This window comes from Rahnella sp. CJA17(1/100) (genome assembly GCF_963881615.1).
Taxonomy (GTDB): Bacteria; Pseudomonadota; Gammaproteobacteria; order Enterobacterales; family Enterobacteriaceae; genus Rahnella; species Rahnella aceris.
This window is the reverse complement of record NZ_CAWOJA010000064.1, coordinates 291,559-317,766: the sequence shown is the minus strand read 5'-3', so window position 1 is coordinate 317,766 and position 26,208 is coordinate 291,559. Positions and strand designations below refer to the sequence as shown.

At 48.2% G+C, this 26,208-nt stretch carries 22 protein-coding genes; 9 read left to right on the top strand and 13 right to left on the bottom strand.

Annotated elements, in window-relative coordinates; translation table 11 throughout:
• Positions 1 to 8 precede the first annotated feature (8 nt).
• Complete coding sequence (locus tag AACU55_RS22010) at positions 9 to 638, bottom strand: flavin reductase family protein (RefSeq protein WP_134706118.1); 630 nt, start codon at positions 636 to 638, stop codon at positions 9 to 11.
• A gap of 203 nt (positions 639 to 841) precedes the next feature.
• On the opposite strand from AACU55_RS22010, the gene rlmF reads away from it, so the two are divergent.
• From rlmF to AACU55_RS21995, 3 genes are all read left to right on the top strand, one after another.
• Positions 842 to 1,810: a 23S rRNA (adenine(1618)-N(6))-methyltransferase RlmF gene (gene rlmF, locus AACU55_RS22005; protein ID WP_037036125.1), complete on the top strand. Its 969-nt coding sequence runs from the start codon at positions 842 to 844 to the stop codon at positions 1,808 to 1,810.
• Between the two features lie 342 nt (positions 1,811 to 2,152).
• Positions 2,153 to 3,463, top strand: coding sequence for a methyl-accepting chemotaxis protein (locus AACU55_RS22000; protein ID WP_013574679.1), 1,311 nt, complete (start codon positions 2,153 to 2,155; stop codon positions 3,461 to 3,463).
• Positions 3,464 to 4,222: 759 nt separating this feature from the next.
• Positions 4,223 to 4,462, top strand: a complete 240-nt coding sequence (locus AACU55_RS21995; RefSeq protein WP_013574680.1) for a hypothetical protein — start codon at positions 4,223 to 4,225, stop codon at positions 4,460 to 4,462.
• A gap of 356 nt (positions 4,463 to 4,818) precedes the next feature.
• Here the strand turns inward: AACU55_RS21995 and glnQ are convergent, their stop codons facing one another.
• The 4 genes from glnQ to AACU55_RS21975 form a co-directional block, all read right to left on the bottom strand.
• Positions 4,819 to 5,541, bottom strand: coding sequence for a glutamine ABC transporter ATP-binding protein GlnQ (gene glnQ, locus AACU55_RS21990; protein ID WP_013574681.1), 723 nt, complete (start codon positions 5,539 to 5,541; stop codon positions 4,819 to 4,821).
• Positions 5,538 to 6,197, bottom strand: a complete 660-nt coding sequence (gene glnP, locus AACU55_RS21985) for a glutamine ABC transporter permease GlnP (RefSeq protein ID WP_013574682.1) — start codon at positions 6,195 to 6,197, stop codon at positions 5,538 to 5,540. Before glnP ends, glnQ begins: the two co-directional genes overlap by 4 nt.
• A 108-nt stretch (positions 6,198 to 6,305) precedes the next feature.
• Positions 6,306 to 7,049 (bottom strand): glutamine ABC transporter substrate-binding protein GlnH, encoded by a 744-nt coding sequence (gene glnH, locus AACU55_RS21980; RefSeq protein ID WP_013574683.1) that lies wholly within the window; start codon positions 7,047 to 7,049, stop codon positions 6,306 to 6,308.
• A gap of 401 nt (positions 7,050 to 7,450) precedes the next feature.
• On the bottom strand, positions 7,451 to 7,717 hold the full coding sequence (locus tag AACU55_RS21975; RefSeq protein ID WP_013574684.1) for a DksA/TraR family C4-type zinc finger protein: 267 nt from the start codon (positions 7,715 to 7,717) through the stop codon (positions 7,451 to 7,453).
• 497 nt (positions 7,718 to 8,214) lie between these two features.
• On the opposite strand from AACU55_RS21975, the gene AACU55_RS21970 reads away from it, so the two are divergent.
• From AACU55_RS21970 to AACU55_RS21945, 6 genes are read left to right on the top strand one after another with little or no spacing between them, the layout of a single operon-like run.
• On the top strand, positions 8,215 to 9,303 hold the full coding sequence (locus tag AACU55_RS21970; protein WP_369794815.1) for a capsule biosynthesis protein: 1,089 nt from the start codon (positions 8,215 to 8,217) through the stop codon (positions 9,301 to 9,303).
• Positions 9,304 to 9,357: 54 nt separating this feature from the next.
• Entirely contained in the window at positions 9,358 to 11,034 is a 1,677-nt protein-coding gene (locus AACU55_RS21965) for a polysaccharide biosynthesis/export family protein (RefSeq protein ID WP_013574686.1), read from the top strand.
• Positions 11,034 to 13,073, top strand: coding sequence for a capsular polysaccharide biosynthesis protein (locus AACU55_RS21960; protein WP_134706117.1), 2,040 nt, complete (start codon positions 11,034 to 11,036; stop codon positions 13,071 to 13,073). The genes AACU55_RS21965 and AACU55_RS21960 overlap by 1 nt, the downstream gene beginning before the upstream one ends.
• Before the next feature lie 47 nt (positions 13,074 to 13,120).
• A complete protein-coding gene (locus AACU55_RS21955; RefSeq protein WP_134706116.1) occupies positions 13,121 to 14,392 on the top strand; it encodes a capsule biosynthesis protein in 1,272 nt (423 codons plus the stop codon).
• Between the two features lie 38 nt (positions 14,393 to 14,430).
• On the top strand, positions 14,431 to 15,426 hold the full coding sequence (locus AACU55_RS21950; protein WP_134706115.1) for a right-handed parallel beta-helix repeat-containing protein: 996 nt from the start codon (positions 14,431 to 14,433) through the stop codon (positions 15,424 to 15,426).
• 30 nt (positions 15,427 to 15,456) lie between these two features.
• Positions 15,457 to 16,119: a CatB-related O-acetyltransferase gene (locus AACU55_RS21945; protein ID WP_134706114.1), complete on the top strand. Its 663-nt coding sequence runs from the start codon at positions 15,457 to 15,459 to the stop codon at positions 16,117 to 16,119.
• Positions 16,120 to 16,179: 60 nt separating this feature from the next.
• On the opposite strand, the gene AACU55_RS21940 is transcribed toward AACU55_RS21945, so the two are convergent.
• The 8 genes from AACU55_RS21940 to rhtA form a co-directional block, all read right to left on the bottom strand.
• Positions 16,180 to 19,722, bottom strand: coding sequence for a hypothetical protein (locus tag AACU55_RS21940; protein WP_205960134.1), 3,543 nt, complete (start codon positions 19,720 to 19,722; stop codon positions 16,180 to 16,182).
• Positions 19,723 to 19,805: 83 nt separating this feature from the next.
• Positions 19,806 to 20,471: an ABC transporter ATP-binding protein gene (locus tag AACU55_RS21935; protein WP_126124708.1), complete on the bottom strand. Its 666-nt coding sequence runs from the start codon at positions 20,469 to 20,471 to the stop codon at positions 19,806 to 19,808.
• Positions 20,468 to 21,244 carry an ABC transporter permease gene (locus AACU55_RS21930; RefSeq protein WP_013574695.1) on the bottom strand — a complete coding sequence of 259 codons (777 nt, stop codon included), beginning with the start codon at positions 21,242 to 21,244 and terminating at the stop codon, positions 20,468 to 20,470. Before AACU55_RS21930 ends, AACU55_RS21935 begins: the two co-directional genes overlap by 4 nt.
• A gap of 622 nt (positions 21,245 to 21,866) precedes the next feature.
• Positions 21,867 to 22,370 (bottom strand): DNA starvation/stationary phase protection protein Dps, encoded by a 504-nt coding sequence (dps, locus tag AACU55_RS21925; protein WP_015689551.1) that lies wholly within the window; start codon positions 22,368 to 22,370, stop codon positions 21,867 to 21,869.
• Between the two features lie 414 nt (positions 22,371 to 22,784).
• Positions 22,785 to 23,462: an anti-sigma factor gene (locus AACU55_RS21920; RefSeq protein WP_134706113.1), complete on the bottom strand. Its 678-nt coding sequence runs from the start codon at positions 23,460 to 23,462 to the stop codon at positions 22,785 to 22,787.
• Positions 23,459 to 24,040 carry a sigma-70 family RNA polymerase sigma factor gene (locus AACU55_RS21915; protein ID WP_013574698.1) on the bottom strand — a complete coding sequence of 194 codons (582 nt, stop codon included), beginning with the start codon at positions 24,038 to 24,040 and terminating at the stop codon, positions 23,459 to 23,461. The genes AACU55_RS21920 and AACU55_RS21915 overlap by 4 nt, the downstream gene beginning before the upstream one ends.
• Positions 24,041 to 24,105: 65 nt before the next feature.
• A complete protein-coding gene (locus tag AACU55_RS21910) occupies positions 24,106 to 24,669 on the bottom strand; it encodes a fasciclin domain-containing protein (protein WP_013574699.1) in 564 nt (187 codons plus the stop codon).
• Between the two features lie 175 nt (positions 24,670 to 24,844).
• The gene (rhtA, locus tag AACU55_RS21905) at positions 24,845 to 25,831 is read right to left on the bottom strand and encodes a threonine/homoserine exporter RhtA (RefSeq protein ID WP_013574701.1); all 987 of its coding nucleotides are present in this window, start codon (positions 25,829 to 25,831) and stop codon (positions 24,845 to 24,847) included.
• Between the last annotated feature and the right edge of the window lie 377 nt (positions 25,832 to 26,208).

The following is a 26,208-nucleotide window of genomic DNA, read 5'->3' as shown; positions in this document are numbered from 1 at the left end:
GCCTCAGGTCAACGGGCGTCGGGGCGTATCAGGTCAAAGCGTAAATCTTCTGAAATACCGTAGTAGGCGGAAGGGCCACCGGCGCGTAATACCGGTTCGGCAAGCGCAGTCTGATAAATGCCGTCAATCAGCAGATGTGGCGCGATATGCACGGCAATCACTTCGCCCAGCACCAGCCAGGTATCGATATCGCCTCCCGCAGCGGTTTTCAGCTGAATACACTGCGTCAGTTTGCACTCAAAGTTCACCGGGCTTTCCAGCACGCGTTCCGCGGCAACCAGGGTGCCGGGTTGTGCGGTCAGACCGGCGAAATCAAACTCATCCGCCCCGTGTTCCAGCGAGGCCGAACTTTCATTCATTTTCACCGCCAGCGGTCGGGTGGTGAGATTCCAGACGAATTCGCCGGTTTCCACGATATTCGCCACGCTGTCTTTCCAGCCACTGCTGGCAAAACCGATGATCGGCGGACGGTAATTGAAACAGTTGAAGAAGCTGTACGGCGCCAGGTTGCGTTGTCCGGCGGCATTGCGTGATGAAATCCAGCCAATCGGACGCGGGCCGACAATGGCGTTTAACGGATCATGGGGCAGGCCGTGGCCTTTAGCGGGCTCGTAGTAGTAACGTTCATCAGTGTTCATGATTTTCCTCAGCAAATAATTCATAAAGACTATGATTTGTACATTACCCGAATTAATCAGACGTTGACCGTTTTTATGTGCCCGCCCGAGTCAGCATGCATCCGGCAGGCGGCGCTTTGTGGTATCTTGTGCGCCATTCATAAATATCCAACGCCCCATCGCATATTTTATGCGTCGCGCACACCTTTCGGAGAGTCACTCAGGTGGAAAAAAAGAAAGTCTTCCCTCAGGAAAAAAGCGGTCTTCACCCGCGAAATCGTCATCGCAGCCGCTATGATTTCCCGGCCCTGATTGCCAGCAGCCCGGAACTTGCACCGTTCGTCGTCGAAAATAAATGGGGCGATTTGTCGGTTGATTTCGCCAACGCTCAGGCGGTAAAAGCCCTGAACCGTGCTTTGCTGCGCGATTGCTATCAGATTGAAAACTGGGATATTCCTGCCGATTATCTGTGCCCGCCAATTCCGGGGCGTGCAGATTATATTCACCATCTGGCAGATCTTCTGGCGGGCAGCAACAACGGCAATATCCCGCAAGGCAAAGACATTTCCGTGCTGGATATCGGCGTGGGCGCGAACTGTATTTACCCGATTATTGGTTTACGTGAATACGGCTGGCGCTTCACCGCCAGTGAGATTGATCCGGTATCAATGGCGGCGGCTAAAAAAATCGTCGCGACCAATCCGCAACTGACCAATCAGGTGCGTTTCCGTTTACAGGCGAAACCGCAGCGTATTCTCGACACCATTATCCGCCATGATGAGCGATACGACGCGGTGCTGTGTAATCCGCCGTTCCACGCTTCAGCGGCAGATGCGGCATCCGGCAGCCAGCGTAAACGTCAAAACCTGGGTCTGGACAGACGTGCGGGCACCGCAGAGCTTAACTTCGGTGGTCAGCACAACGAATTGTGGTGTGAAGGCGGCGAAGAGGCCTTTGTGGTCCGCATGGCAGAAGAGAGCGCCGGTAAAGCGCAGAACTGTTTCTGGTACACCGTGCTGGTTTCCAAAAAAACAACGCTGCCGTTACTGTATGACGCACTTCGTGAAGAGGAAGCGACGGATGTCCGCACTGTCGAAATGGTGCATGGCAACAAGATCAGCCGTTTTGTCGCCTGGACCTTCCTGACGCCTTCGCAGCAAAAAAGTTGGGCAATCAAACGCTGGTCAGTCTGATCACGTTGTGAATTCCTGTATTCCAGCGTGTTTATCTGACGGTGAATATGCTGGAAAAAATACTCCTGCCAGCCCCTTTCTTTTTTGGTGAATTAAATTAAGCTTAATTGACTATAATAAAGTTTGTTAATTATCAGGGTAATGATTTTTCTGGTGAGCTTATTTTTCACTGCGCTATTTAAATTTTCACGCACCTGCCTAAACCCACCCAGGGGTCAGACTAATCTTTCGCATGTTGATGAGTAACTTTACTCATCATCTGTGGGAATTAGCACGTGTATTTTTATAAATTAACTGTGATTACACATTAATTCACGTTATCAGCCACAGGGTGTCTGTCCTATGCAATTATTTTCTCATCAGTTTAGTACGATATGGCGTGATAAATTCGCTGCGATCCAGCAGGCGGTTCCGATGATCGCTTTCACGCCGGAAGGCGTGGTGCTTGAGGTTAACGACCTGTTTCTCAGCAGCATGGGGTACAGCAGAAACGAGGTGATTGGTCAGCCTCACCGGATTTTCTGCACCCCGGAGTTTGTTGCCAGCGATGCGTATCGTCTTCACTGGGAAGGTTTGCGGCAGGGAAAGTCGGTCAGCGGAAATATTAAACGTGTACACAAAAACGGGAATATAATCTGGCTTGAGGCAAATTATGTTCCGGTGAAAAATAAACAAGGCAAAGTGACCGAGATAATTAAAATTGCCAGTGATGTATCTGAAAGAATTAATGAATCCCACGAGCATCAGGGAATTTTACAAGCACTTGACCGTTCAATGGCACTGATTACCTTTACACCTGAAGGTCATGTGATTTCTGCGAACAATAACTTCCTGAAAGTCATGGGTTATTCTTTGCAGCAAATTAAGGGCCATTCCCACACGATGTTTTGTGTCCCGCAATACTGTGATTCCCACGAGTACCGCAATCACTGGCAGCGTCTGAGAAACGGTGAATTTATCCTTGGCCGTTTTGAGCGCATTACTGGCCACAGTCAGTCTGTCTGGCTGGAGGCGAGCTATAACCCGGTGATAGATGATGACGGCAAAGTGATAAAAATCGTCAAAATCGCGCATGACATTACGGATCAGATGGATCAGCAGCGTCAGCAGGAAAGCATGATGACGCACGTGCATGAACTGTCGCTGACTACTGACAAAACCGCGGCAGAGGGCGTGACCATCGTCCGGCAGGCAGTGGAAGATATGCAGGAAGTCGAAGCGCTGGCGCGGCGGACTTCCGACATCATCGGGCAGCTCGGTCAGACATCTGAACGTATTGGCGAAATGGTTGATACCATCCGCCGTATTTCGTCTCAAACCAACCTGTTAGCCATCAACGCCACCATCGAAGCCGCGCATGCGGGCGAGCAGGGCAGGGGATTTGCCGTGGTGGCGGGTGAGGTTCGCTCACTGGCCGATCAGTCCCGCAAGGCTGCCGTCGAAATTGACCAGCTTACGCAAAGCATCCGTGATGGTGTGATGGCCGCGATTGATGGTATGGGGAATTGCGTCAACCGCGCAGGCGGTGGCGTGGTGCTGAGCCGCAATGCCGGTGATGTGATCAATCAGGTTAATCTCGGTATGCAGGATCTGGTGCGGATGATGGCGGAGTTTTCGGTCGTGGCGAGGGAAAAGGAACAGACCAGGCATTAGTTGCAGAAAGCCGCTGCAACGGGGCGGCTTTCAACCCCTTTGATCGAGAATATTTCGGTTTCTCACTCGCCGTGAAGGCTTGATCGAGAATATTTCGGTTTCTCAATAACGGTTATCACGCGGCCTCTCGCGCCGAAACCGACCAAAGGAGGGAAGTGCTTTCCCTCCTTTGGATTCCTCCCCCGCCTTTACAACAAGTGCTTCGCTCGCAGGCTATGTTTCAGGTACCACCGTGACAGGCTGGAAATCTTGCCGCTGCGCGGTGCCTTCTCTCGGTCCTGAAGCCATAGGTCTTCAGGCCGCTCCGTTCAGCAAGATTTCTGAATCGCCCTCACGATCATAAACATGAGATCTGCTCCTCCCCCTGCGAAGGGGGAGGCGGGGAGGGGGTTTTAATAACGACTCTGTGATGAAGTTACTCATAATATTACCTGAATCTATGCTTTACATTGATTACATTTTTGTTTGCGAGATGCTTTCCAATGCTTTGAAAAGCCAATTTTTTTATTAAATTAATCGGCGTAAATTGTTTCCTGCTGCGGCAAAATCCGTAGCCAGGATTTGCAACCTGTGACATTTGAAATATTCATGGTTAAATACACCGTGGATCTACGCCAGCATATTATGGCGGATCAGACAGAGCAGCCTTCGGGCTGGCTGGTTTTCTCAAATGTCCGGTATTGCAAACTCTGTTTGATCTGCCACCCATGCGATTTGCAACGCATGTATGACGCCACAACAAACATTTGAGGGTTTACCATGATTATTTCTACTTCTTTACCGAATCCTACCGCTGATGGCCTGTTCGATAAGACACCGCTTGAACCCGATGAGCTTTGTGATCAATGCCGTGCACTTTGTCTGGCTATCACCGAAATCTGCAATCCAGTTGCTAAAGAAATACTGAATTTTGTTCTTTTGGAAAGGCTGAACCTCTTAAACGATGTGCTGGCATTTTCAGCAAATGATGAAGACGTTATGGATCAAATAGCCGTTTGAGTCGTCTTTAAAACCCCCTCCCCGCCTCCCCCTTCGCAGGGGGAGGAGCAGATCGAGTATGTGGAAACTCACGGGCGGTTCAGAAAGCTTGCTGAGTGAGAGGTTGCAGACCATAGGCTGCAATCCCGAAACGAAGGCACCGCGTAGCGGCTAGATTTCCAGCCTGTCACGGTGGTAACTGGAACATAGCCAGCAAGCGGCAGCGCGAAGTAAGAAAGCGAGGGGAAATCCAAAAGGGGAAAAGCACTTTCCCCTTTTGGGCGGTTTCGGCGCAGCGCGTTAAGCGATCACCGCACTTGAGAAACCGAAATAATTCCGGTCAGAGTTAAAAGCCGCCCTTGCAGCGGCTTTCTGCATCAGGAAACGTGTTGCAGGAACTCGCGCAGACGTTCGCTCGGCGGGTTGTTCACCAGATCAGCCGGTTTACCGTCTTCAGCAATACGGCCTTTGTCGATAAAGATTAAGCGTGAAGCCACTTTCTCGGCAAAGCCGACTTCGTGGGTCACGATAACCATTGTCATGCCTTCTTCTGCCAGTTGCTTCATGACGGTCAGCACTTCGTGACGCAGTTCAGGATCCAGCGCCGAGGTTGGCTCATCAAACAGCATCAGTTTTGGCTTAACCGCCAGTGCACGGGCAATCGCCACGCGCTGCTGCTGGCCACCGGAAAGCTCTGACGGATAGTGGTTGGCGCGTTCAGACAGGCCCACTTTTGCCAGCAGTTCTTTCGCCAGTTTATTGGCTTCATCCTTCGACGCACCACGAACGCGGATCGGGCCGAAAGCCACGTTTTCCAGCGCTGTCATGTGCGGGAACAGGTAGAACTGCTGGAACACCATACCGGCTTCCTGGCGGATCAGACGTTCATCGACTTTCGGGTCGTTCACTTTCAGGCCATCAACAATCAGCTCGCCGGACGTGATTTCTTCCAGCTTGTTGATGCAGCGCAACAGCGTGGATTTACCGGAGCCGGATGGCCCGATGATAACCACGACTTCACCCTGAGAAATGTTCAGATCGATGTCGTGGAGCACCTGGGTTTTACCAAAGTGTTTTGAGACGTTCTTGAATTCAATCATATAATTTTCAGTTTGCGTTCTAAGCGGCGCAGAACAAAGCTCAGAGCCAGCGTGATGATCAGATAGATAACAGCAACCGCACTCCAGATTTCCATGGCGCGGAAGTTGCCGGCGATGATTTCCTGGCCCTGACGGGTCAGCTCGGCGACACCGATAACGATAAACAGCGAGGTATCTTTGATACTCACGATCCACTGGTTACCCAACGGTGGCAGCATGCGGCGCAATGCCAGCGGCATGATGATGTAACGCAGCGTTGCACGGCGCGACAGACCCAGCGCCAGACCCGCTTCACGGAAACCGTTGTGAATCGACAACACCGCGCCACGCGTAATTTCAGCAATATAAGCACCGGAGTTGATGATGATCGTCACCACCGCCGCGCTGAACGGGTCGATCCGCAGATCGGGCACCATCATCGGCAGGGCGAAATAAATGAACATTACCTGTACGACGATAGGCGTACCGCGAATGAGCTCGATAAAGACCAGTGCGACGTTGCTGCTAAACCAGCCACCAAACGCGCGGGCAAAACCCGCAATCACACCAATAATCAGACCGCCAACCAGACCGAGGACCGAAATCCACAATGTCATTTTGGCGCCTTCGAGCAGGATAGGCAGAGCGGGCCAAATTACGCTCCAGTCAAACTGCATGGATTATCTCCTGGTAAAACCACAAACTGCGCCTGTGCAGATGTGCATCTGACAGGCGCTTCTTATCAAGTGCTCTTTCTGAAAAGGAACGACTTAAATGAAAAGGACTTATTTAGGTTCGGTATCAAACCATTTTTTGTAGATTGCTGCGTAAGTACCATTCTCTTTGATGGTTTTCAGCGCGGCGTTGGCTTTCTCACGCAGGTCACTGCCTTGCGGGAATGCGATACCGTATTGCTGGCCAGCCAGTGAATCGCCGACCGCTTTGAACTGACCTTTACCGGCCGTTTTGATGAAGTACAGAATGTTTGGCGTGTCGTGCATGACCGCATCAGCACGGCCCGTGCCCAGTTCCATGTAAGCGCTGTCGATGTTCGGGAACTGACGCAGATCTTTGGTCTGCACGTTGGCTTTCATGTAATCAACGGAGCTGGTACCGCTTTTCACTGCAACGGTTTTACCTTTCAGATCAGCAACGCTTTTGATGGCGTCGTTGTTGCTCTTAACCATCACCATCAGGCCGCTGTTGTAATAGCCGTCAGAGAAGTCGATGGCTTTTTTACGTTCTGGCGTGATGGTGATACCCGCCAGCGCCAGATCGATGTTGTGTGTTTGCAGGGCAGGAATGATGCCGCCGAAGTCCATTGGTTTCAGTTCATAGGAGACTTTCATCTCTTTAGCGACCGCGTCCCACAGGTCAATGTCGAAGCCGACGTACTTATCGCCTTGTTTGAATTCAAACGGTACAAACGCAGTGTCGGTAGCTACGATCAGTTTTTTATCTGCTGCGTGGGAGCTAACGGCAAAGGCCAGAGTTAACGCGGCCAGGGAAACTTTTAAGAGTGACTTCATCAGTGAATTTCCTTTGTACATATTATGGGAACGACTTTATATTACGGCGCTTTGATGCAATATTCATGCCAAATGACAGGTATATTAAAATTCAATGGCTTATCGCTTTGCTGAACCGATCAGGCAGTGATTAAAAATCAGATTGCACCAGTTTGGCGCATTGCTGCACGTCGCCATGTTCTCTCATGGTGCACAGCTTCATCATTAACCATATGATGTATTTTAAACAATCATTAATTAACAAACGCGCTGCTCAAATGATAACTTGCTCTAACTTTATTGGTACATGAGCAAAACCTGTGCTCAGTTTTGAAGCAAATGTAAAGATGAAAACGGGGGTAATAACGGGGGGAATGACTTGTGTTGAACCATAATGGTGCGTCAAGGTATAAGGTAAAGTTCTAGCGCAACTGGCTGTCTTTACTGCCACGACGATTGTAGCCCGCGTGATCTTGCTGCTTTTTATCCAGGGCGGCCTGACAGGTGACGCAATACTGTACGCCCTGAAGGGCTTTCCGGCGCGCCTCCGGAATGGGTTCGCCACACTCTTTACAATAATGCGCACTTTCGCCATGCCCGAGAGACTGACGTGCGCGATCAACGGCATCATTGACCGTTGAATCAATCTGATCCTGCACTGCGCCATCTTGCGCCCATCCGCTTGCCATAGTGACCTCTTTTCCTAAGAGTTATCCGATAGGGTTTGTGTTATTTCGAGCTCTATGTTAAAAAAACCCATGAATTGAATGAATGTATTTCAGACATAAATAGATTGTGTGAATTTGTTGCTTTTCGCATATTCGTGACCTCATGATCTGCCCGCGGAGCCTTGTTCCTGGCAGGTCTTAGCGACTTCTCATTCAGTTCCCCTCGCTGCCTCGCAGCTACGACCGGCCAGACCAGGAAATGGATTTCGTCAGACACATGTGCTTGCTTGGCTAACCATGATAAGTGCCCACTCTTAAGTGTAGTCCTAAACACGATGAAGATTTCGCACCGTGATCCATTGGCTGGGGATATCAACGCAGTTTCACGGTACTTTTAATAAAGCACGATAATAAAAACGTGCAGTTTGTCATGATGATAATAAATGTTTATTGAAAAAATGAAGTCAGCATGGCCCGGGGAACATATCGCCCGGGTTCGTCGGTCTCCGTATTTTAGTATGGCAACGCTGAACCGCAATTTGGGTAAAATTGTCATTGGCCTGCCGATGGCGTTACTGATCATCTATCTGGTGATTTTCAGTCGTCCGCGTTATCTCAGTGAATCCACCGTTGCCATCAAAAGTTCTAACGACATCAGCGGCACCAGCCTGAATGTCGGCTTACTGTTGGGGGCAGGAAACCCGGGCACAGCCCAGGATGCGATGTATTTAAAAGAATACATCAACTCACCTGACATGCTGGCCGCGCTGGATAAGCAACTCGATTTCCATTCCGTGTTCGGCAGGAGCGGCTTAGATTTCCTCTATCATTTGCCCAAAGATGCCAGCCGCGAGCAGTTTTTAAATTATTACCGCGATCGTATTGCCGTCACGTATGACGATAAATCTGGCCTGCTGACTATCGGCACACAGGGCTTCACCCCGCAGTTCGCTGAGCAGTTTAACAAAGCCGTTCTCAAAGAATCTGAACGCTTCATCAATGAAATTTCTCACAAGATCGCCCGCGATCAGCAGGCATTTGCTGAAAACGAAATGCTTGAGGCCCGTGCACGTCTCAATGCGAGTAAAGCGCAGTTGCTGGCGTATCAGAACCACAACAATATTCTCGACCCTGAAGCGCAGGCGATTGCCGCCACCACGCTGGTGAACACGCTCGTCGGGCAAAAAATTCAGATGGAAGCGGAGTTACGCAATCTGCTGACTTACCTGCGTGACGATGCGCCACAGGTGATCAGTGCGCAAAATGCGATTACGTCTCTGGGCAAACAGATTGATCAGGAAAAAAGTAAAATTACTGCGCCTGATGGCCGTCAGCTCAATACCATGGCCGTGGATTTCGAAGAGATTAAGTCGAAAGTGCAGTTTGATACTGAACTCTACAAACTCACCCTGACATCCATTGAAAAGACGCGTGTTGAAGCTGCCCGCAAACTGAAAGTGCTGTCGGTGATCAGTTCGCCTCAGTTACCGCAAGAAACCACCTTCCCGAATGTCCCTTATATGATCGCCAGCTGGTTGCTGGTGTGCTGTCTGCTGTTCGGAACGATTAAATTACTGCTGGCCGTTATCGATGACCATAAAGACTGATGTGGTCTGTATCGCTTTCCCTTTTTGCCTGAAGAATCGCCTACAGAGTTTGTTATGAAATTATTGAAGTCCGTTGTTATCTTGCTGGCCTTCCAGCTGACCCAGGCCAATGCCGTGGGGATCAATGCCGATCCGAATATGACCGGCGCGGCACCGTTGCCGACATTTTTAACCGGCCAGACGCAACAGACGAGTCCGGATACCGGCTTTGATGATTCCCCACCGCCTCCGGTTCCGGCAGTGATGAGCCGCATGTTCGGTGCGCAGTTATTTACCGGCGGTGCGGCTGCCGATAACGCGGCCAGTATCGGTTTCAACCCGAATTACATTGTTGGCCTCGGCGATCAGGTACAAATCCGTTTGTGGGGCGCGTTCAATTTTGACGGCGCGCTGACCGTTGACCCGAAAGGTAATATCTTCCTGCCAAACGTCGGCCCGCTGAAAGTTGCAGGCGTCTCGAACAGCCAGCTGAACAGCGTGATCACTACCAAGGTAAAACAGGTTTATCAGGCCAACGTCAACGTGTATGCCTCCCTGCTTCAGGCACAGCCGGTCAAAGTGTTTGTCACCGGCTATGTGACCAATCCCGGTTTATACGGCGGTGTGGCGTCTGACTCCCTGCTTTCTTATCTGAGTAAAGCCGGCGGCGTCGATACTGAACGCGGCAGCTATGTCGACATTGTGGTGAAACACAATGACCGCGTGCGTTCGCGCATTAACCTGTATGACTTCCTGCTCAACGGTGATCTGCGTCTGTCGCAATTCTCTGACGGCGATACCATCGTGGTCGGGCCGCGTCAGCACACGTTCAGCGTGGAAGGCGATGTCTTTAACAGCTACGACTTTGAATTCCGCGACAGCACCATTCCGGTCAGCGAGGCCCTGAGCTGGGCACGCCCGAAACCGGGCGCGACGCACATGACCATTATCCGCCAGCAGGGCAGCATGAAACGCAGCGAGTATTACCCGCTGGGATCCGCACCGGGGCGCTCATTGCAGGATGGCGACAAACTGATTGTCAGTTCCGACCGTTATGCGGGCACCATTCAGGTTCGCATCGAAGGCGCGCATTCCGGTGAACACGCCGTGGTGCTGCCGTATGGCGCGACCATGAGCCAGCTGTTGCCAAAAATCCGCACCAACAGCATGTCGCAGATTAACGCCATCCAGCTTTACCGTCGTTCTGTCGCGCTTCGCCAGAAAGAGATGCTGGATCTGACCTTGCAGAAACTCGAAGAAGCATCACTTTCCGCACAGTCCTCGACGCAGGAAGAAGGGCGTTTGCGTGCGCAGGAAGCCCAGTTAGTCAGCCGTTTCGTGGCGAAGGCGCGTCAGGTGGTGCCGAAAGGCGAAGTGGTTCTGAGCGAAAATAATCTGAATGAAGTGATCCTGGAAGACGGCGATGTCATCAATATTCCGGAGAAAACCTCACTCGTGATGATCCACGGCGAAGTGCTGTTCCCGAATGCGGTGAGCTGGCAGAAAGGTCTGAGCCCGGATGATTACATTGAGAAAGTCGGTGGCTACACGCAAAAAGCCGGGAACTCGAAAGTCATCCTGATTAAACAAAACGGCGAAGCGATTAACGCGGAAGACGTGAAGACGTTGCAGCCGGGGGATGAGCTGATGGTTCTGCCGAAATACGAATCGAAAAATATCGAAATCACCCGCGGCATCTCGACGATCCTGTATCAGCTGGCCGTCGCCGCGAAAGTGGTGCTGACGATTTAATGATTGGGATCTTTTCAGCGGGCATACAACGTATCCCGCATCTGGAAGCGTTTCTCGGCGAACCCTGTCGCAAGCTTTCGCTGCTGCGACCGGTGCCGGATGGCATCACCCGCATCGCGGTGTGGGGTTACCGGCCAACCGGCGGGAAAGCCGTCGCGCGGGCAGAGCAGTCAGGCTTGCCGGTGCTGCGGCTGGAAGACGGGTTTATCCGCTCCCTGGGGCTGGGTGTGTCGGGATGTCCGCCGCTCTCAATGGTTTTAGAGACGCAGGGAATGTATTACGACGCCTCGAAACCCAGCACGCTTGAAATGCTGATCCGCCAGCGTGAAGAGAATCAGCCGCTGCAGGATACGGCGCGGCAGGCCATGCAGATCATCGTGGAAGGTGATCTGTCGAAATACAACCAGGCACCGGCCTGCACAAAGGCAAAACCCGAGTGTGGCGCGGTGCTGGTGGTCGATCAGACTTTCGGTGATATGGCGGTGGTTTATGGCAATGCAGGCGCGGAGCAGTTCGAACAGATGTTGCAGGCCGCCATGGCAGAAAACCCGACGTCTGAGATTTGGGTAAAGATCCACCCGGATGTTTTGCTGGGCAAAAAAGCCGGCTATTTCACGCAGATTACCCAACTGGCGCAGCAGGATCCACGCATCAAACTGCTGGCTGAAAACGTCAGCCCGCAATCGCTGTTGCGCGTTGTCAGCCGGGTTTACGTGGTGACGTCTAACTACGGATTTGAAGCGCTGATCGCCGGAAAACCGGTCAGCGTGTTTGGTCAGCCGTGGTACGCAGGCTGGGGACTGACGGATGACCGTCATCCTCAGTCCGCATCGCTCCGGGCTCGCCGGGGTACCGCCAGCGTGGAAGAGTTGTTCAGCGCGGCCTGTTTGCGTTACAGCCGGTACATCAATCCGGCTAATGGCAAAAGCGGCACATTGTTTGATGTGCTCAGCTGGCTGCTGATGCAGCGAAAGCATCAGCAACAGCGGGCGGGGCGCCTCTGGTCGCCGGGACTGACCCTCTGGAAGCGCAGCATTCTCGGGCCTTTCCTGCGAACTAAAAGCAACAAAGTGAATTTCAGTAAACGCTATGCCGGTGAAGTGGCCTGTGTCGTGTGGGGCATCAAAGGCGAGGCCCGCTGGGGTGCTCAGGCGCAGCAGCGTCAGATCCCGCCATGGCGAATGGAAGATGGTTTCCTGCGTTCGGCCGGGCTGGGGTCTGATCTGCATCCGCCGCTGTCGCTGGTGCTGGATAAAACCGGTATCTATTACGATGCGACGCGCCCGAGCGACCTGGAACTGTTGCTGAGCCACAGCAATCTGGCGCCATGCCAGCAGCAGCGGGCTGCCACGTTACGCCAGAGACTGGTTGCCAGCAAAGTCAGTAAATACAACCTTGGCGCGGCGTTTACCTTGCCCGCTGAAGCGACGAATAAAACGGTGATTCTGGTGCCGGGGCAGGTTGAGGACGATGCCTCTATCCTGACCGGCACGATATCCCTGCGTACCAACAGCGCGCTTTTACGCACTGTCCGGGAACGTAACCCCGGCGCTTACATTATTTATAAGCCTCATCCGGATGTTCTGGTGGGGAACCGGCAGGGACACATTCCCGCCGAAGATGTCAGCCGCTGGGCGGACAGTCAGGCGCTGGATGCAGACATTATTCAATGTATTCAGGCTGCCGACGAACTGCACACGCTGACGTCACTGTCAGGTTTTGAAGCGTTGTTACACGGTAAAAAAGTGGTGTGTTACGGCATGCCATTTTATGCCGGATGGGGACTGACGCAGGATGAGCATGCCTGTTCACGCCGGCTGCGCAGCCTCACTTTAGACGATGTGGTTTACCAGGCGCTGATTGCCTACCCGTCGTATATCGACCCGCAAAGTCGGGAGCCCATTTTGGCAGAGCAGGCGGTTGAACTTCTTGCTGCGACGCCCCGGGCACAAATGCAATTCACCAGAGTTAAAGCGGGCAGGATAGTCCGGTATTACAGAAAACTGCTCATGCTGGTCCGGGTGACGTTGACGACCTGAACCGGCTTCTTACTACAAGCTTATTGCATTAATGGAAACGGACAGAAATGGACAGTAAGGCGCTTACGACATTACTTTCTGGGAAAAAATATTTGCTGTTGCAGGGGCCGATGGGGCCTTTCTTCAGCGATTTAGCTCAGTGGCTGGAGTCTCTGGGGCGTGAGGCGGTGAATGTCGTCTTTAACGGCGGCGACAGGGTGTATTCGCGAAAGCGTGAATACCGCTTGTACCAGCAAACGCCAAAAGAGTTTCCGACCTGGCTGAAAGCCACCTGGCAGGATTACGACTTCGATACCATCGTGTGTTTCGGGGATTGTCGTCCGTTGCATCAGGCAGCAAAACGCTGGGCACAGGCTAAAGGCATACGCTTCCTCGCGTTTGAGGAGGGGTATCTGCGCCCGCATTACATCACGCTGGAGCAGAATGGCGTGAATGCCTATTCCAGCCTGCCACGCGATGCGGAGTTCTACCGCAGCCTGCCTGAAATGACCATGCCGGAAGTTGAACAGCTGAAACCTTCAGGCTGGCAGCGCGTGCGTCATGCGGCCGTGTATTACCTGGCGGGCTGGCGCTACCGGCACGACTTCCCAAAATATCGCCATCACAAATCCTTCTCGCCGTGGTATGAGGCGCGCTGCTGGACCCGTGCTGCCTGGCGTAAAAAGCTGTACGCCTTCCGCCAGCGCAACATTTTGCAGCAACTGCAGACGGATCTGGATCAGCGATATTATCTGGCCATTTTGCAGGTATATAACGATAGTCAGATCCGCAATCACAGCCCGTATAAAGACGTGCGTGATTACATCAATGAAGTGATGCACTCGTTCGCGAAGAAAGCGCCGTCAACGGAGTTTCTGGTGATTAAGCATCACCCGATGGACAGAGGGCACCGCTTATACGGGCCGCTGATCCGCCAGCTTGGTAAAAAATACGGCATCGCTGACCGCGTAATCTACGTGCATGACCTGCCGATGCCTGAGTTGCTGACGCATTCCAAAGCGGTTGTTACCATTAACAGCACCGCCGGGATATCAGCGCTTATTCATAACAAGCCGCTGAAAGTGATGGGCAACGCGCTGTATGACATTAAAGGCATTACGTATCAGGGGCACCTGAACCAGTTCTGGCAGTCAGGGTTTAAACCCGATGCGAAGCTGTTTAAGCAGTTCCGGCTATACTTGCTGAAGAATACGCAGATTAACGCCGTATTTTATGGTGGCAATAAAGTGGATATCGCCACAGCGACTGATAACCCATATCACCCGGTATTTATCAGTCAGAAACTGATTATGAATTACACCAAACATCAGCCTTCATAACGATTAACCTTCAAAAACAGGCAGAGGAATATGCACAGATGCAAAAACGTTTATCAGTTCCACCCTGTGCATATTTCTCATTAGCTGTTCTTCTGCCTTTATTTCTTTCTGCCTGTGCCGGTGCAGTTCCCTCGATGCATTCTCATGAGTGCGAATTGCCTGAGGTGCGCGGCAACACCACGCTGTCCCCTCACTGCGTTTATAAAGAAGCGGTCATCATCACCAGCAGCAACACCACGTTAGATTGCCGGGGAGCGGTGCTGGAGGGGGACAATAAACGCCCTTTTGGCATACTGATCAACAGCAAGGGTAAGCCATTATCCGATGTCACCGTCCGTAACTGCAAAGTGCGACACTTCACCCGCAGCGGGATCCGTATCACTTCTGACATCGCAGCCAATAAACTCAGCCCGAACCACGAAGAAAACTACCGCCGGACACCCACGCGGATCACCCTTGAGAATGTTGAAGTGACCGGCAGCGGACGCGTAGGAATTTACTTTGACGATTACGTCACCCACTCAACGCTAAGCCACTCGATTGTCCGCGACTCGTATATGTCCGGTATCTATCTGGAACATTCCTCACGTAATAATAAAATTGTGGATAACCAGATCATCAACAACGGCCATGAGCGTTTCGGCAAGGGGAAGCGTGAAGGATTAGCGGTGGACTCGTCGGCGTACAATCTTATCGAAGGCAACCGGTTCGAATCGAACGGGGCAGGGGGCGTGTTTCTGTACAAGAATTGCGGCGAGCATTTCAGCACAGGCAAATCCGTGATCCGCTGGCAGCACAGCGACTACAACGTTATTCGCAACAATACCTTTGTGAATGAACCCGTAGGCATCTGGCTGGCATCCCGGCAGAACCGGGACTTATCAGGATTTGATTGCGGAGATAAACCGAGGGAAGGAAGCCTTAAGTTTTATCCTGATTATGCCGATAATAATGTTGTAGAAGGTAATCATTTCTTTGGGGGAAAGGTTATGGTAAGGAATGATGGCCAAGGCAATAAACTCAATAAATTATAAGTATCAGATTTTTCGGTGTTGGAGCCAACGATGAGTTCAAATTTCTCTTGCGAAATGACAAGTTTTACAAATATCACTTATGAAGACCCATGCAGAATACACTCATCATGTAAAATCATGGGGCAATTTAATATCGGCGCCTACAGTTATTTGGGCGAAAATTGCCTAGTCGGTGGGGCTATTATCGGTCGCTATTGTTCGATAGCTCCTGGTGTCAAGATAGGCTTGGGAGAGCATGAGCCTAATCATATTTCAATGCACCCTATTTTTTTCGGTTCGAAACACAGTTTTAATATACCAGACAGAATTGGCACTCAAAGAGATCTTACATTGAAAAAACATCAAATTCCTAAAATAGGGCATGATGTTTGGATTGGTGCCAATGTAGTTATATGTAGAGGGGTAGAGATCGGTAATGGGGCAGTAATTGCTGCAGGTTCTATTGTGAGAGAAAACGTCGGGTCATATTCTATTGTTGGTGGTGTTCCAGCCAAATTCATTAAATTGAGATTTAGTAAGGATATCATCAGTGAGTTAATGGAACTGAATTGGTGGGATTATGAATTAGAAAACTTTGTTGGTATAGATACTTCTAATGTTGAAGGTTTTATTGAGATATTCAAACAAAAGAAAAAGTCAAAAGCAAAGTATAATGTATATATTAGAAACTCCGAAAAAGAAATATTAAAATAATATAGGAGATAGAGTGTAATAACGAGTGCCAATAGTTTGGCACTCGTTATTAGTAGGAAGTTATCTCACCACAACTCTCAACAAACCAGTAGAAAAACGTCCTAGCAAGGTGTTTTTCTTGAACAAATATTTAAATCTTTTGATGCTTGGTTTTTTGGAGTCATCGAAGAAAATATAAGGATCCTTTCTTAATTTTTCGCGTTTACGCTGTTTTGGGGTTTTTCCGATGTATGCAGGATTTTTGTTCTTGATGTTAACAACATTACCATTGTTTGTTTTAGTATCCGAAATAATACTATCAACCGACTTTAAGTCTTTCTCAAATGATGAATAATAAGCCTGAGCTCCTTTTTTCCATTTTGATGCAGCCAGAAGTTGTTGCAATGCTTCAGGTTTAATACTGTTATCTGCATTAAAATGATATTTTTCTGGGGAAGCAACTAAACATACTGAACCTCCGCCGAATACATTTTCAACCTCATGACCGGAAAACATCTTTGCATCAATACCATTAGGGTTATTGGCAAACGAGAGTATGATTCGGCTAGATAAAATTGGTGAGAACTCAATATTATCTAAATAAGATGAAAATCTTGTTTTCAAATCCTTAGTGAAATCTACTACACCATTATGTGTTTTTATCAAAGCAGATTTTCGAATTATTTCTTCTTCAGCTTCTAAAAAGACTGCTTTTCGTTCAGTTCCAGTATTTATGAATTTTGTTAGACTTCCCTCGGGGGCGCTAAGTGCTGCTTCAAATATAAATACGTGGTCATTAAGCCCGTGATGATAAGGAATACGATGATCATCTAGGTTTTGTAAATATCCTTCAAAGTGCTCATTCAGGAAATGGTCGCGACTGTGATGATGGGTTAAGAAATAGAATCCATGAAGAGAGTCAATCTGCAGGATTTTTTTAAGGTAATATTGCATTGATCCGCTATAACCAATGTCGACGACTGCAGTTTTATTGTTTTTAGAATGAGTGATAAAATCAATGTCGTTTAAATAATCCAGATAGCTGGTACGCTCTAATTCTGCATTAGCGATAATCAAATCTGAAATTGACTCTAGAAATTGGAGTAATTTTCCATGATCAAAATAAGGTGAGACAATGCTGTCTTTTTTGAAATCATACTTTGAGAACTTTTCGTCGTTAATATCATCAGCATTGATGCCAAAACGGGATTCCAGGAATTCAGTTATGGACCTGGCATTAAAGTTTTGAGAAGCGACTTCCATTATATCATCAAGGTTTCTTATTGATGACACCATAGCTGCGCGTCTTGAGCTATAAAGATAGGAGCTTTTTGGTGAAGTAGGATTATCAGCATATAGTTCATCATATACTTGTTTTAACACCCATCCATCTCTGGATAAGAAAAACAATTCATCAATGCCGAGTCTTTTTGCTCGGCGATGCAACCATTGAACAAACCCGACTACGAGTGGACCAATAGCAATATATCCATAATTGTATTCTTCACCTCTAAATATTGAGGATTTATTTATTTTATACCAATGGCCGGCATTGTATTTGTTAGCAAATAAGCCGTTTAAAACTGAGCTTGATATACCTGAAGACTTCAAACTAGCGGCCATAACATCTGCGATTTTAGACTGCTTGTAATTATCCATAGCTTTCTGGAAAACGTAACTTTTTAAGCCATGTTTTTTTGCCATGAGGCCATCGGCTTGCGAGTTGTCACCAATATGTAGAGCTTGGTCTGCAGGAATATTATATGTTTTTTGTAGGAATTCTAAATATTCAGGATAAATTGTACCATTGTGTTTTCTGGTTTTGGTTTCAGCGGAAACGAGAAGTTTATCATACTGCTGAAGGCCAACATTATTTAGAATTCTTTTAATAGAGGTACGATCTAAATAGATATCTGTAATAATGGATGTTGGATTACAAAGTAATCTAGAAAAATGAAATTCTCTGACCATCGATTTTTTTGGATGCACAAGATCGACTTCGGCATCAATTTCGATGTTTTTAATGTTTTCTAGAGTGGTTCTGTCAAGAGGATAATATTTCTCAAAGCGCTCATATATCTGATCTAGTGTAATCTCAAATTCCCCTCGAGATTCTCTCCTAAGATCAAGTTCGGCTTGTCGTCTGATAGTATGGAACTGGAAGTTCTTATTATTTATTAGTTTTCTGACTTTGGGTTCAATAAATAAAAACAATTCATGTGGTTCAACAAAATCACGTTCTACTAATGTATCAAAAAGATCGAATGATGTTGCTTGGCTTGATGCCATTGCAACACGCAGATGGTCAACTTCAGGTGTTATATTTTCATCTTTAAAGTTTTTCGCAAGGAGCCATTCACGATTGCCTTGGCTAATCATTTCAAAAACTTGGTCAGTGGTTTTTTGTTCAGAAAAGAATTCAAAACCAAGCCCATTTTCAATGAAGTGATTATATAGCGATTCGATTTTTCTAAAATAAGCCTCCCCATTGAAAATATCGAACTTATGAGAGAGATGTACGCGAGATAAGAGGAAATATAAGATGTTATCAGAGTCAATTTTTTCTGATTTTAAAACGGAATCGTTGAAGTCTTTAAAATTCTCATGTACTGAGAATAATGATAGCTGAGATTTCCCTAATGAATAATAGGGAATATTCCATAAGGCTGCCTGATAGCCTATAGAAGATGATACGGATAATGCGCCATCAACATATGGGAGGAGAAATTGCGTGACCGTTGGGATTTTTTTATCGTTTTTAAAATAGATGAAATTGTCAAATTTTTCTTCGAGTTCAGAAATTTGCTTGCTATTAAGCTGATTTTTGTAGCCATGTTCAGTAACAATTACACCAATCTGTGATGGTGTATTAGTTAAAACATCAGAAACCATTTCAAATTGGGTTTTATACTCAGTACAACCATTATAGGAAAAATAGTTATCTACTTGACATGCTAAAACAACTAAACTTGAAAATCTTTCATATAGAATTGAAGTGTAGTTTTTTAAAGGATGATATTTTGCTAAAGCTCTTATAGAATTTTTTCTTAATAAAGTAATGAGATCTTTTTGGGTTTGTGTAATTACACTAGCTTTGATTTCACTTGAATAAGTATTTTGATATGAATACTCATATAAACCAAATGGATCCAAGATGCCCAAGGCAGGGAATGGTGCTCTAGAAAAAAGACCAAACATTGAATTAAGATGCAAAGAATGAGGGTATAAGTCTTTTAAAAATGGAGTTGGTGATTCATAGCTTATCGTAACTTCAGGAATGAACTCAATGCCAATCTTATCTTTCAATAGGTCTAAAATATAACAAGTATCTTTTTCATTTCCTTTGTTATGGTAGAACTCAATACTAAGTTCATTATTAGTAGTTACAATTTTATTGAGTTCATCATCTGATATAATAATAGTAGTAACTTGGCTGAAATCTAAGTTGTTTCTAATTGCTTCGTTAAATATCTTCTCAGAAACAACAATTTTTACTTCTAGATCAGGTTTGAACTCTTTTAATCCCTTGATTTCGGGTAAAATATGGGAACGAAGCGTTGCATAGCGAAATAATGGATCATTTAATTCGGTACGAGGTTCTAAATAGTAAAGAATGCTTTTCATAATGTTTTACCAATGCCTTTTTACTGATAATTTCTGTTAGTGTGCTGTGTTTTTAATTTCCGCAACATGCAATTATTAGTTAATTAAATTCCTTCATCTACTTTATACATTTCAATTGCTGCATCCACTGAATCAAAAAACTTCACTTTGTTATCTCTTCCGATAAACAAAGCCACATCGCAAAACTCTTTCAGTGATCCGAGGCTATGTGAAACCATCAGAAAGCTGGCTTCCTCATGTCGTGCTTTGAATAAGTCTGCGCATTTTTGTTTAAATCTGGCATCGCCGACTGCGGTGACTTCATCGACAAGATAGTAATCAAATTTAAATGCCATGCTCAGGCCAAAGCCCAGACGGGATTTCATACCGGAAGAATAGGTTTTAATCGGCATATCAAAGTATTTGCCCAGTTCGGCAAACTCTTCGACAAAGGCGACTTTTTCACGTAACTGATCTGGTGTGGAATAGAGGCGGGCGACGAATTTTACATTTTCACGTCCGGTCAGGCTTCCCTGAAATCCGCCGGCCAGGCCAACCGGCCAGGAAATGGTTTTCTCCGTGTGAATTTTGCCGGAATCCGGGCGGTCAATGCCGCCGATGACGCGTAATAATGTTGATTTACCCGCGCCGTTGCGGCCAATCAACGCCACGCTTTTACCTGAAGGCAGCTCAACATTGAGATCTTTAAAAACGTAATGGCGGCCTTTCGGTGTGCGGTAGGATTTTGTCAGGTTCTCAATTTTTATCATGATGTCAGCATCGCCTCTTCACGATTCCGGTAGAGGGCCAGGCCGATAAACAATACAACCAGAGTACAGGCAGCCAGATAATTCAGGCTGACGCCTTCACTGATATAACCCGGTACGACTGATTCGCGGCAAAGCTCAACCACGTGGACGATAGGGTTCCACAGCAGGTAAGGCCAGTATTCCTTCGGTATGTTATGCAAAGAAAACATAATGCAGGAAATGAAATAGAGAGGCTTAATCAAAATAGGCAGGAACTTTTCGGTCTCCGGGAATGACTTCCCGACCACCATAAATATTAAGCCCATACCGCAGGAGAACAGCACTAAAAGTACCCAGACCAGAATCAGAGTAATAAGCTTGGTGACTTCAAACTCTTCGCCCAGCAGGCCGACAATGGCCATAAGTAACACGTACACAACCGCATATATCAGCGCTTCCAGCATTGCTCTGGCGATGATGGTATCCACAGGGCGAACCGGGCGGTAATTAAATAAACCCTGGTTGGCTTCAATCGCGCCAATAGAACGGTTGGTAATATTGCTAAATACAAAGAAAGGGATAATGCCGTTGATCAGGAAAACCGGAAACGAAATATCCGGCATAGTGCGGTGCATCACGTAGCCAAAAATGGCCAGCATAATCAGCATATGCGCCATCGGCTCCAGCGCTGCCCACAGATACCCTAACCGGTACTTACCAAAACGGGTTTTGATTTCCCTTAAAAACAGCGCTTTCACCGCCGCTTTCTGTACTTCTAAGCCACTACGTGCCATCAGATTATTCCAGTTTTTTACATTTTCCACGCTACCGCCCCTGGCTTACAGCAGCCAATGCGCTCGGAATCGGGTCGGATTGTGGGAGGCGGCACATCTTTGATGCGGCCGCAGCAGGGGAGTCACTTTTCCGTAAGTTGCATTTAGGGGGTTAATGCGTTGTCACATCCCTGTAAATTATCTTTAATTTTTATCAGGTTAGGTTGGCAGGTGTTTTTCACAAAAATGCAAAGGTTGCGAAAAAATATTTCAGCAAGTTTCAGGTGTGATCGAGGTTATGTAAAATTGCTTTGAGCTATTAATTTGTATTAAATCATTCACACCGCCTATTGGTTTAAGAATTCTCTTAGGATGAAAATAAACATTAAGTTTATCAGTGGGATAATGAAACCGGTTCCAGGGGGTGAAGTTGAGAATGTAGTTGAAAATGTAACTATTTATCAGCGGGATTATTAAATGTAGATGTAAAGTTACAGGGTAAGAGGGGTTTTAAGTGCAATTCGCCAGAAGAGGATACAGGTATTTGTTATCGAAAATGAAAAGGCCAGTGACTTTCGTCACCGGCCTTTTCTTGTTAATCGCTCATTTTACCGTCGTATGATCCCGCGGTCAGAGCACATTGTTACTCAATATTTGATTCGATGAACCACAGGAATTTATCCAGGTCGCGCGATGCAGCGGTGAAAATATCTGCGGTGTCTTCATCTTCCACTTCGCCGATAGCCTTACGGGTATCGTTCGCGACAACACCATAACGTTCCGCAAGGGCTTTCAGATGTTCCTGCACGGTATGGATGTTGGTCGGGTAACTTTTCAGCGGGGTTTTATCGTTAACAACCTGCACGGTACCCAGTGCCACACCACCTAACTGCACCACACGTTCTGCGATGGTGTCCTGATGGTCAATAATCGCGGTACGGAAACCATCAAGCATTTCGTGTACGGCAATAAAGTTTGCGCCACGCATGTTCCAGTGAGCTTGTTTGGTGATCAGCGACAGATCGATGTATTCAGTCACCAGACGGTTCAGCACCTTGATAGTATTGAGTTTGACGCTTTCATCTAAATCATTGCGTGTGTAGATAAGCTCAGAAGATTTCGTTTTGACCAGTTTAGCGGTACTCATATACATATCTCCTTGTTTCATTAAAATTAATTGCTACTAATGTATTTCGTAACTGCATTCAGTATAGCAATAAATTGAAAATTTGCAGGGCGTACATTCCTATCGTTCTGATAGCGTGTGTCTTATAAGCTCTGCTGTGATTTCACTTCCAGCTTATCATGCTGATTTATAAGGTGGATAGGATTCATCCTGAACTTCCACTTCTATTAATCTGCTAAAATAAACTAAGACTGATAATTATTTTCATTACGTGGGGAAAGATATTTTTAAATGTAAGTGACAGTGTGCGGATATATTTTTACCGGGGCTTTGTTCTGGTATGGAATATGACCAGTCGGCATAACAGTTTGCCGTATTTAATATTGAAATATAACGGCGGGATAATACCCGCCGTTAATCACTGTCTGCTGTCCTTTAAAGCGCCATCGCCCCGCTATACAAAACGGCACCCGTCGGTTGCCCGGTCGGCGAACCGCCGTGAGGCTCGAGGCTTATTGCCAGCGTAAAACCTGCATCCGGCATTTTCGCTGCCAGCGCCAGTTGCGTTGGTTGTTGCGTATTCAGCAAGCCGAGGGAATGCGGCTTGCCTCCCGGCGGAATGGCCCACAGTTCAAGGCTGCGATCTGCGGCGATATTCTGCGCATTGATCGGCGTCAGCAACAGGCTGCGGGTGCTTCTGTCCGCGCTGACCACCCACTGTCCGCTTTGCGTACCGGCGCTGCTGGCCAGTATCGCCACCGGCATTGGCGCTTCTGGCTGAACCAGCAGGCGGGGGATCAGCAACAATGCGGCAAGCCCGGCGGCCAGCGCCCAGCCCATATAAGCCCGCACCGGTCGTTTCGCCTGAACCGGATGTCTGGCCGGTTGCAGCGCAAGGTTATGCTGAATGCGTTTCCACACCGATGCAGGTGGGATGACCGGGGTTATCTGATTATCCAGTTGCGTGAAAGCTTCCTGCCAGCGTGCCACTTCGGCCGCCAGTTCAGGGTCTTCCTGCATTTTTTGCTCAAACTGAATCCGGGCCGCGCCGCGCAAGGTGCCGAGCGCATATTCAGCCGCCAGGGCGGCATGATAATGGCTTCTGCTTTTCATAGTCCTACGCAGCTCTTTAAGTGATCCAGGGCGCGACGTATCCAGCTTTTGATCGTCCCCAGAGGTTGTTGAAGATGCGATGAGACCTCACCGTGTGACAGGCCCTGATAATAGGCAAGGATCAGGCTTTGTCTTTGTTCGGCGGGCAGATGTGCGAGGCAGGTGGCCAGAATTTTGGCGTCACTGTCCTGTTGCAGCCGTTGCAAGGGGTCATCATAGTCGCTGGCATCTCCGTCATGCATTGTCTCGTCCAGTTCATCTAACTGGTTATCGCTCCCGCGCATCCAGTCGATAGCGCGGTTGCGGACAATATGGGTAAGCCAGGTCATCGGGGAACTGAGCGCCGGATTATACGAGGCAGCCCGGTTCCACGCGGTGATATAGCTGTCGTGCAACACTTCTTCTGCCCAGGCATGTCGCCGCAACATGCGTAATGCGACGGCGAATAGCCTGGGGGACGTCAGACGATATAACTGCTCAAATGCCTGACGATCGCCAACGGCCATGGCGCTCATCAGTTCGCGCTGTACTTCCGGCGCATTCTCTGGTGTTGGCTTAACGAAAAAATTGTCATGCATTCGCGCGTCCTGACTTACTGAGGTGCTGTTTCATAAGAGAAATCATGCCCTCAGTATAGCCGGTATTATTTTGGCATCAGGACGGTATCAATGACGTCGATCACACCGTTCTTCTGCTGGACGTCATAAGTACTGATGTTGGCGATATTCCCCTTGCCATCTTTGAGCTGAATATTGTGAGGTCCGTTGTTCAGGATCCACAGTGGCTGGCCGTTAACGGTTTTCAGTTCCGCCGTGCCGTTGCCTTTTTTCAGCAGTTTTTCCAAATCTTTCATTTCATATTTACCGGCCACCACGTGATACGTGAGGATGCTGGTCAGGGTGGCTTTGTTTTCTGGTTTCACCAGATTATCCACGGTACCCGCCGGTAATTTGGCAAACGCGGCGTTGGTTGGTGCAAAGACGGTGAACGGGCCTTTGCCCTGCAGCGTATCCACCAGTCCTGCTGCTTTTACCGCCGCCACCAGCGTGGTGTGGTCTTTCGAATTCAGGGCATTTTCTACGATATTTTTGGACGGATACATTTCAGCGCCACCGACCATGGTGGTGCTTTGAGACATCATTGCAGCCATTGACGCGGTGCTGAGCAGCAGAGAAGCACAGATTGCGGTACGGAGTAATGTTTTCATGATGGTGTCCTTCGTCAGTTAGGAGGTGAGGTCTTGCCTCACATCTATACATACGAATGACCCTCTGCTTTTGGATGCAGGAAAAATGAAATAAATGAAAATAATTTTCAACCTGCTGATAGAAAAGAAAAAGCCACATCGGGATGACGTGGCTTTTTTATGCGATGCGGTGCAATTACTTCCCGGAAGGGGTATTTCCGGCAATATCCACCGTCTCGATTTTGGTTTTGCGCTGCAGGGTAAGTGTTGAACCGGCGGAAGCCGCGATAATCGCCGCCAGCCCGATCCACTGCGTCGCGGTCAGGAATTCACCGAGGAAGATAATGCCGGAAAGTGCGGCCATCGCCGGTTCCATGCTCATCAGCGTACCGAAGGTTTTGGCTGGCAGTTTGGTCAGCGCCATCATTTCCAGTGAATAAGGAATGGCGGAAGTGAGCAGGGCGATCAGCAAGCCGAGCGGTAAAATATCCCAGCTAAAAATAGAGGTGTGTGCCTGGATTGCGCCAATCGGGAAGAAGATTAACGCCGCAATCAGTGACCCCATCGCGGCGGTGCCCGGTCCGTAACTGCTGCCAGCACGTTGTCCGGCGAGGATATAAACCGCCCAGCAGCCACCGGCGATCAGCGCAAAGCACGCACCTTTGAGGTCAACACCGCCAGCGCTTTGCCCGAGGGGCAACAGGAACAGTAACCCGATTACGGCCAGCACGACCCAGATGAAATCCACCGGACGTCGTGAGGAGAACATCGCGACCGCCAGCGGGCCGGTAAATTCCAGTGCAACGGCAATGCCCAGCGGCACGGTACGCAGGGCCAGATAAAACGAATAGTTCATGCAGCCCAGCGCCAGGCCATACATCATCAGTGCACGCAAATTACCGCCGCGCATTTTCAGGCGCCACGGACGAAAATAGAGCAGCAACAGAATAGAGCCGATACCAAGACGCAGAGCCGTGACACCCTGCGGGCCGACCACCGGGAAAAGCGTTTTTGCCAGCGACGCGCCGCCTTGTAATGACAACATGGCGATCAGTAGCAACAGAATCGCCACCAGCGGTGAGGTTTTTTTCGGTAACGCAGGGACGGGCGGGCTGTTGTTATGTGTCGCTGCCTGCAGAGCGATCTGCGGATCCTGCGGCTGATTTTGTCCTGACTGTGTCATCCATTGCGCCTTTTGAGGTGATCCCATGAATCCGGAAACTTCAGATTTATAGTTTTGAAAAGAAAGGTAAAGCGCTGTCAGTGTAGAGGGAAAAGTGGCGAGAAAAAATCCTCACGAAAAAGTTTTTTTCGGAACGTGTTTGTTAAAAAACTTCCTAAAATAGTTTGTTTTTTGAGCAAATTTTTAGGAATTATCTGCTAATCCCAAAAAGTTCAATAAGTTTACCTTATAGTTTGTGTGACTAAAATCCCAATAAAATTAAATAGATAGCGTGTGCTGGAAACTTCCTGTTACACCATATGATGCTTTGGACATCTTAATTGAGGCAGAGTTTCACACTAGTTTTTGTTATATTTTCAAACGTGAAGGTTACTTTG